Origin of the sequence: Caballeronia sp. LZ034LL (assembly GCF_031451215.1) — a bacterium.
Taxonomy (GTDB): domain Bacteria; phylum Pseudomonadota; class Gammaproteobacteria; order Burkholderiales; family Burkholderiaceae; genus Caballeronia.
Genome location: NZ_JARUXR010000005.1, coordinates 71,194 through 77,218, shown reverse-complemented (window position 1 = coordinate 77,218; position 6,025 = coordinate 71,194). Strand labels below are relative to the sequence as shown.

At 57.3% G+C, this 6,025-nt stretch carries 10 protein-coding genes; all 10 read right to left on the bottom strand.

The window, feature by feature from the left end:
• Positions 1-275 precede the first annotated feature (275 nt).
• A complete protein-coding gene (locus QCE83_RS34555; RefSeq protein ID WP_309821329.1) occupies positions 276-482 on the bottom strand; it encodes a hypothetical protein in 207 nt (68 codons plus the stop codon).
• Positions 483-633: 151 nt separating this feature from the next.
• Positions 634-1,158 (bottom strand): dCTP deaminase domain-containing protein, encoded by a 525-nt coding sequence (locus QCE83_RS34550; protein ID WP_309821328.1) that lies wholly within the window; start codon positions 1,156-1,158, stop codon positions 634-636.
• Between the two features lie 5 nt (positions 1,159-1,163).
• The gene (locus tag QCE83_RS34545) at positions 1,164-2,309 is read right to left on the bottom strand and encodes a DUF2201 family putative metallopeptidase (RefSeq protein ID WP_309821327.1); all 1,146 of its coding nucleotides are present in this window, start codon (positions 2,307-2,309) and stop codon (positions 1,164-1,166) included.
• Entirely contained in the window at positions 2,306-2,563 is a 258-nt protein-coding gene (locus QCE83_RS34540; RefSeq protein WP_309821325.1) for a hypothetical protein, read from the bottom strand. Before QCE83_RS34540 ends, QCE83_RS34545 begins: the two co-directional genes overlap by 4 nt.
• Before the next feature lie 15 nt (positions 2,564-2,578).
• Positions 2,579-2,770 (bottom strand): hypothetical protein, encoded by a 192-nt coding sequence (locus QCE83_RS34535; RefSeq protein WP_309821324.1) that lies wholly within the window; start codon positions 2,768-2,770, stop codon positions 2,579-2,581.
• 14 nt (positions 2,771-2,784) lie between these two features.
• The gene (locus QCE83_RS34530) at positions 2,785-2,958 is read right to left on the bottom strand and encodes a hypothetical protein (RefSeq protein ID WP_309821322.1); all 174 of its coding nucleotides are present in this window, start codon (positions 2,956-2,958) and stop codon (positions 2,785-2,787) included.
• Positions 2,959-2,971: 13 nt separating this feature from the next.
• Positions 2,972-4,021 (bottom strand): hypothetical protein, encoded by a 1,050-nt coding sequence (locus QCE83_RS34525; protein ID WP_309821320.1) that lies wholly within the window; start codon positions 4,019-4,021, stop codon positions 2,972-2,974.
• Positions 4,022-4,034: 13 nt separating this feature from the next.
• Positions 4,035-4,688: a hypothetical protein gene (locus tag QCE83_RS34520; RefSeq protein WP_309821317.1), complete on the bottom strand. Its 654-nt coding sequence runs from the start codon at positions 4,686-4,688 to the stop codon at positions 4,035-4,037.
• A 75-nt stretch (positions 4,689-4,763) separates the two neighbouring features.
• On the bottom strand, positions 4,764-5,045 hold the full coding sequence (locus QCE83_RS34515; protein WP_309821316.1) for a DUF4031 domain-containing protein: 282 nt from the start codon (positions 5,043-5,045) through the stop codon (positions 4,764-4,766).
• The gene (locus QCE83_RS34510; protein WP_309821315.1) at positions 5,042-6,016 is read right to left on the bottom strand and encodes a hypothetical protein; all 975 of its coding nucleotides are present in this window, start codon (positions 6,014-6,016) and stop codon (positions 5,042-5,044) included. Before QCE83_RS34510 ends, QCE83_RS34515 begins: the two co-directional genes overlap by 4 nt.
• Positions 6,017-6,025 lie beyond the last annotated feature (9 nt).

The following is a 6,025-nucleotide window of genomic DNA, read 5'->3' as shown; positions in this document are numbered from 1 at the left end:
AAAGGGCGAGTATCTTTCGACTACTCGCCCTCACGTGCAGTTACTGGTTGAGATCTGCTCTAGCCATACTCCTGCTGATCCGGTCGCTTATCAGTTGATCGGGATCGCAGTACACGCTCCACTGCACGAGGCACGTGTTCCTTCAAGAGGAAGCAGGCCAGCACCAACATCAGCAGAGCGATGTACATGCTGTCTTCCTCCAAGATATGTCTAATGTACAGTCCAAGAAAAGGAGCTGTCAAGCTCCTCACCAGGACCGAACCAAACAACCAGAATCAGAAGTCGTGCAAGGCGAGGAACGGCACTCCACCACGGGAGACAGTGCGACGCTTGTCGCCCTTGCCACGCAGTGCCAGGCTCATCTCGGGGACGTAGAGTGCACCCCGTTCCATGTAACGGAGTTCCATGCCATCAGGCAGGCTCTCGATCAGCTTGCGCAGTTCACCCACCGTCTCGGGTGAGTATGTTTGATGCAGTTTCATTGGTCAGTCCTTGCCAATACGATGGAGTTGTGTAGTCAGTGCAGCTACTGTCTTGTCGTAAAAGGCTTCCATCGCTTGCTGACAAGGACCGCACTGCTTGCGATACTTCTTTGGATCCAGGAGAACCCAGCCATTAGGCTTCTTGCACCAATTACACAGAGGCAATAGCGGAGACGGGTTCGTCTCGCTGGTTTTGGTACTTTCCGTCATAACGCTGATGCTCCGCGGTCTGGTGAAACACCACCTGCGCAATGGCAGCGCCGGCCGGAATGAAGAGCTCACCACCACCGTGGTAGACCAGTTCGAGCGTCAGGAAACCCTTCCACCCGCACTCGATCACGGTGTTGAACACCGACAATCCCTGCCGTGCCCATGTACTCTTGTCGTGCACGATGCCGATCAGGTTCGTGGGCATGTCGAACTCTTCGATGGCCGAGGCGATGATGAAGCGTCCCGGCTTCTGGCGAAGGTGGTGCAGCTTGCCCTCAGCATCCAGCTCACGGGAGCGCACGATCGGCTGTGTGCTGTCCCGGAAGGTGAAGTGGATCTCCTGCTTGATCCGGATGTCGTAGCCGGCTTCTCCCAAACCACGGGAGACGCCATGCTCGTGGAGCTTGGACGGGAGCATGTCCTTGATGGGCTTCTCTGCGTACAGGCTCATACCATTGATGACCATCTACTTCACTCCTGAATTGTCAGCATCTCGCCGAAGCTGGGGGTGTGTCCGTGCCGGGACGGCAGCATGACCCAGAGCACCGGGATCTCTTCGATTCCTTCCTGGCTCATGGGGTGACATTCCATGTCGGAGAAGATGATAGCAGCGGTTGGCCTCTCCTCCAAGATATGTCTATGAACCGGGTCCAGAGACGTGCCTCCTCGACCATGGATTTCCAGGCTGTTGAACTCGTCGTCCGCCTCCCAGACATCCACTCGGCGAATGGCCGTGTCGAACTGCACCACGGTCAGTTTTTCCGGTTGGTACGTGTCCTTGACGAACTTCAGCTCGGACTTGAAGCGGGTGGCCTGAGCGGTTGTGATCGAGCCCGACACGTCGATGTACCAGGCGAGGTTCTCCAGCTTGCCATCGTCGAGCTTGCGGCTCGGCAGGTACATGTCGCTGTAGCGCCGGTTGGGCTTGGACCAGGAGTAGTCCTCCTCCAGCAGCTGCGTGAACCAGCGAGAGAGATAGATCTGCCACGGCACCACAGGTGTGAGGAACTGGTCGAGGAGCTCGGTGATGCCACCCGGCACCTTGCCAGCGCCGGTCATCTTGGCCTGCTGGACGGCAGTGACCACCGTGTTGATCACCTGCTGCTTCTGGGCCTTGTCCATCGGGAACATATCGGCACCGTCACCCGGCACCCAGACACCAGCGTCCGGACTAGGCGGATTCTGCATGAGGTCATCATAGATGTCCTCCTCGGCCATGCCGCGGTATTTGGCGTCGACCAGCCCGCCGAAGGTGAAGTCACAACCCTCGGTCTGCAGGTCGTTGTTGATGACGTAGTCGCAGGCGAAGTTCCAGACCTTCGGATCCCGGCTTCCCTGGCGCACCATGTGCAGACGTGCGACGTGCCAGAGCTCGTGTCGCAGCACAGTGGCCCGGTTGGCTGGCTCGAGTGCAGCAAACCAGTCCGGGTTCCACCAGAAGTGGATACCATCGGTCGCCGCGGTCGTGTGCTCGCGGGTCCAGATGAAATCCAGTGTGGACATGATGGAACCAAGGAAGGCGGCAGTTTCACTGTGCAGAAAGACCTGCGCCTTCACCTGATCGAGCTTGCGATTCAGGGTCTGGACATCGATGGTGCTCGGATCGACGGGATTCATGCGAGTCCTTCCTCGGGAGCGACGCTGGCCGGATTCGTGGAGACGAGCTTGAGCTCGACCGCCACCAGTCCCTCATCCTTCTTCGACGGCTTGAAGTGGGCCAGCGCCAGTTGTTTGGCGGGGTACAGGGCCGGCGCGTAGATCACAACCTTCTCCCCCTTGAACCAGGAGAGATAGGTGTGATCGTCCGGACCCTGCTTGTTGATGAAATGCAGCGGCACATGCTCACCGCTATGGGCCATATGAATCGGCATGATCTTTTCCTTGGCTCACTTGAGCGTGGGCACTACGGCTTCGACATCGGCAATGCGATTGCGCATCTCTTCACGATCTTCGTCACTGTATTGGTGATACTCGCCATGCTCCATGTTCTCAAGATCCTGCTGAAGCGTGGCGAGCAGCTCTCGGCCGATGTACTCCACCACGGCTTCGCGCGAAGCGAAGTGCTGGAAGGTAGTCATCTTCTTTCCTTGGTTCAGGGCTGTTCGAGACACATCTTCACACCACGATCACTGACTTCCATGAAGTGGCTGCGGTCGTCTTCGATCACAGCGTCGATAGCGATCTGACCCGCTTCCTGTTCAGTGCCAGCTTCAACATCCACAACGTGGAGGATGACCTCCTCCACGCTGACGCGGTACTTGGGCATGATCGTCCTTGGTTCAGGGCTGAAGATATTTGCTCAGCTCGGCCATCGCCTTGGCGAATGCCGGATGCGTGCGCATGTTGGGCTGGCGGTGCATCACCGAGCGGAAGAACAGGATCCGGAACGAGACGCCGAAGTCCTGACGGTTGACGTAGGTGGCCACGTCATCGAAGTTCAGCTCGTTGATGTGCTCCATCAGGTGAGCGATCGTCGCCCACTTGGCCGAGGGCGATGCCGGAATCGGTGTGCTCTTCGGATCCTTGATCACCTGGTCGATCTTCACGAGCTCCTTCCATACCTTGGAGAAGACGATGAACTCAGTAGCAATACCGGAGGTCAGCGCACCGGTCAGCAGCGGCGCCTTGTCCGTCAGGTCACCCTGCCAGTGGTCAAGCTTGCACAGCCGGTTGACGAACTCCCAGGTCCGGGGACAGGCGAAGGTCTTCTCCTTGTGTGCCGGATCGAAGTCCATCAGCTTGCTCGGGAACTGGCTCAGGAAGCCGATGATGCGAGCGTCGTACTGCTGGGCGAAGGCCACATCGTAGAGCCACTCTTCGAAGTTCACTTCGAGCTCCAGGTGCACGACACGCGATTGCATGGCGGTCGAGATCTGGTTGACGATGGCACGGTCAGTGGCTTTGTTGCCGGCCGCGGTGATCACGCAGTTGTCATGCAGATCGTGCTGGCCGACCTGACGATCCAGCACCAGCTTGTAGGCTGCTGCCTGCACCGACTTGGCGGCCGAGTTGAACTCGTCCAGGAAGAGCATCCAGCCATCCCGATTCTTCGGGAGCGGTGTATTCTTCAGCGGGAACAGATCGGCGAAAGGAGCGAAGCGTGCCTGCCCTGCCTCGTCGAAGCGTGGCAAACCGGAGAGATCTTCGGGAGCGGAGGTCGAGAGCCGGTGGTCGATGACCTGGAGGTTCAGATCCTTGGCCACCAGCTTCATGATGCTGGACTTGCCCACACCCGGCGATGCGGTGACGAACGGGACAAGACCAGCTTCGAGTGCGTCTGCGATGAATGTGCGGAGATTGCGGGGGGTACAGACGTATGCGTCTTCCATGCCTTCCTGGTTCCTATAGGTCGACCTCCGTAGGCGTTGCCTTCAGAACCTTGTCAGTGTGAAGTTGCTGACACAGCTCGTCGTAGCAGCTCAGGATGCTGTCCTGAGTCATCTCACGGAAGTCATTGATTGTCTTTTCCGGCCGGAAATCAGAGATTCCGAACCGTCCACGGGCCTTCAGACACACTGAATCCCCAAAAAACACAGGCATCATGGGTGCAATGAGCCTGGTGTCACGGTGTTGCATGACTGCTTCCAGCCACCGGTCCATAAACCAGTGCTGTTCATTCGTCCAGCGCCACTCCGGATGCTGAGCCAGGGTGGGTCGATGAAAGAAAGAGACGCTCACGTTGTGCATGCACGTCACTTCTCCCTCACCTTGCGTGGACTGAACGATGTATTCAGGACCACACTCGCCGAGTTTCACTCGCTTGAGCCAGGCCATGCGCCACAGCGGATTCCGGTGACCGGAGATCAGCAGCAGGTCGCCGGCATGCAGCAGGCTCGGATCTTCAGGAACCTCGGTGGACACAAAGCCAGCGTGGGTACCGAAAGTACGGGGACGCTCTACAGCGGCGTTCCGTGTCCCGTGAATCCGGGAGACACAAAAATGCAGGAGGTAGTCCGTCAGTTTCTGGTGAGCAAGATCGAAATGCAGGCGGTTCATGATGAGGACTCCTCAACTGGAATGGCACAAATAGTGCCATAGCAATTGTCGGACCTCATGTGTGGAACCGCACACTCACCCTTCTTGCGTGCTCGCCCCGATCAGCTTTCGTTTCTGGTTCAGCAGATCTGCGACTTCCTTGCGTCCGATCTCTCGAGCGCCGGCCTGAACAGCCAGTGCTCGCTTGGACAGAGCAATGTCGAAGTGTTCGTGGTAGGTGCCTGCTTTCTGCAGCCACTTGCGGGCCACTCCGATCCTGTCGGCCATGGCGAGGAGCTCTTCAGTCGTATCGGCGAGCATGTGACACATGACCATCCGACCGTAGGGCTCCCGCATGTTGTCCACGTAGACCGTCATGCTTTCTTTTCTCCTGCAATGGCGGCAGCCGCTGCGTCGATGCGATTGAACATTTCTGCCGGTACGTTCAGCGTAAGGTTCCGAACCAGATACGGCTCTTTCCGCTTGCCATTGTTTGGGTCGTAACGACGGAGTTTTGCAAGTTCGCCAAGCAATTCCCGAAGATTTCTGATTTCCTCTGCGTAAAGCGCATTGAGCGAAGTCGCGGCATTAAACCGTTCAAGCACATCATCATCAGCAGCATCCTCGCTCGCCACCGCCTTCTCTCCTTGAGATTGAGGGATTGCAGCACAAGGGCCTTCGTGACCTTTGATTCGCGAGCATGACCACCCCTCGGGCGGCTTGTTGCACTGTTCAGCAGGAGATAGGATTTCTGCCGCCATAACCTTTACCCCGCTACGAAACAGAGAATTTTTGGTTTGGCCCAAAATGCGATCCCTTGCTTGCTCCACTGTTTTGCGCTCCCCGCTATCGACTTGAGATTGAGGGGCGGCAGATTCTCTAGCGGAAATGTCTTGCAAAGCTTCTTGATAGCCGCGAGCAAAATCGGCATCGATCTCTTCTTGAGGCTTCACACCCCCGCTATCGACTTTAGATTGATGGGCGGCGTAGAGCGGTGTCACCTTGTTGCCTTTTGCGACAAGCGCCGGATCGATCCAAGTAAGCGACACGCTCCGATGCGATCCGCATTCGAATAGCCACGCCACCGCCTCTCCGCCTTCTGTGGCAAGCGCGGCCTCAAGTCCTGCGATAGCGTCCGAGCACTGGCCAACAAAAACCCCGTCGCCGGCCTCTACCTGACGCAACACTTGGATAGCTGATTCGATCGCGCTATGGGCGACGCCCTCCGTAGAAAGATGTGATTGCAAAAGAGCGTCAGCGAAGCTCAGCACTCTCGTTTCGGACCAGCATTCATGGTCAATCGCATGATGTCGAGCAAGCGATAGAATCGTTTCTTTAGTCAGTTTCATTCCAATCCC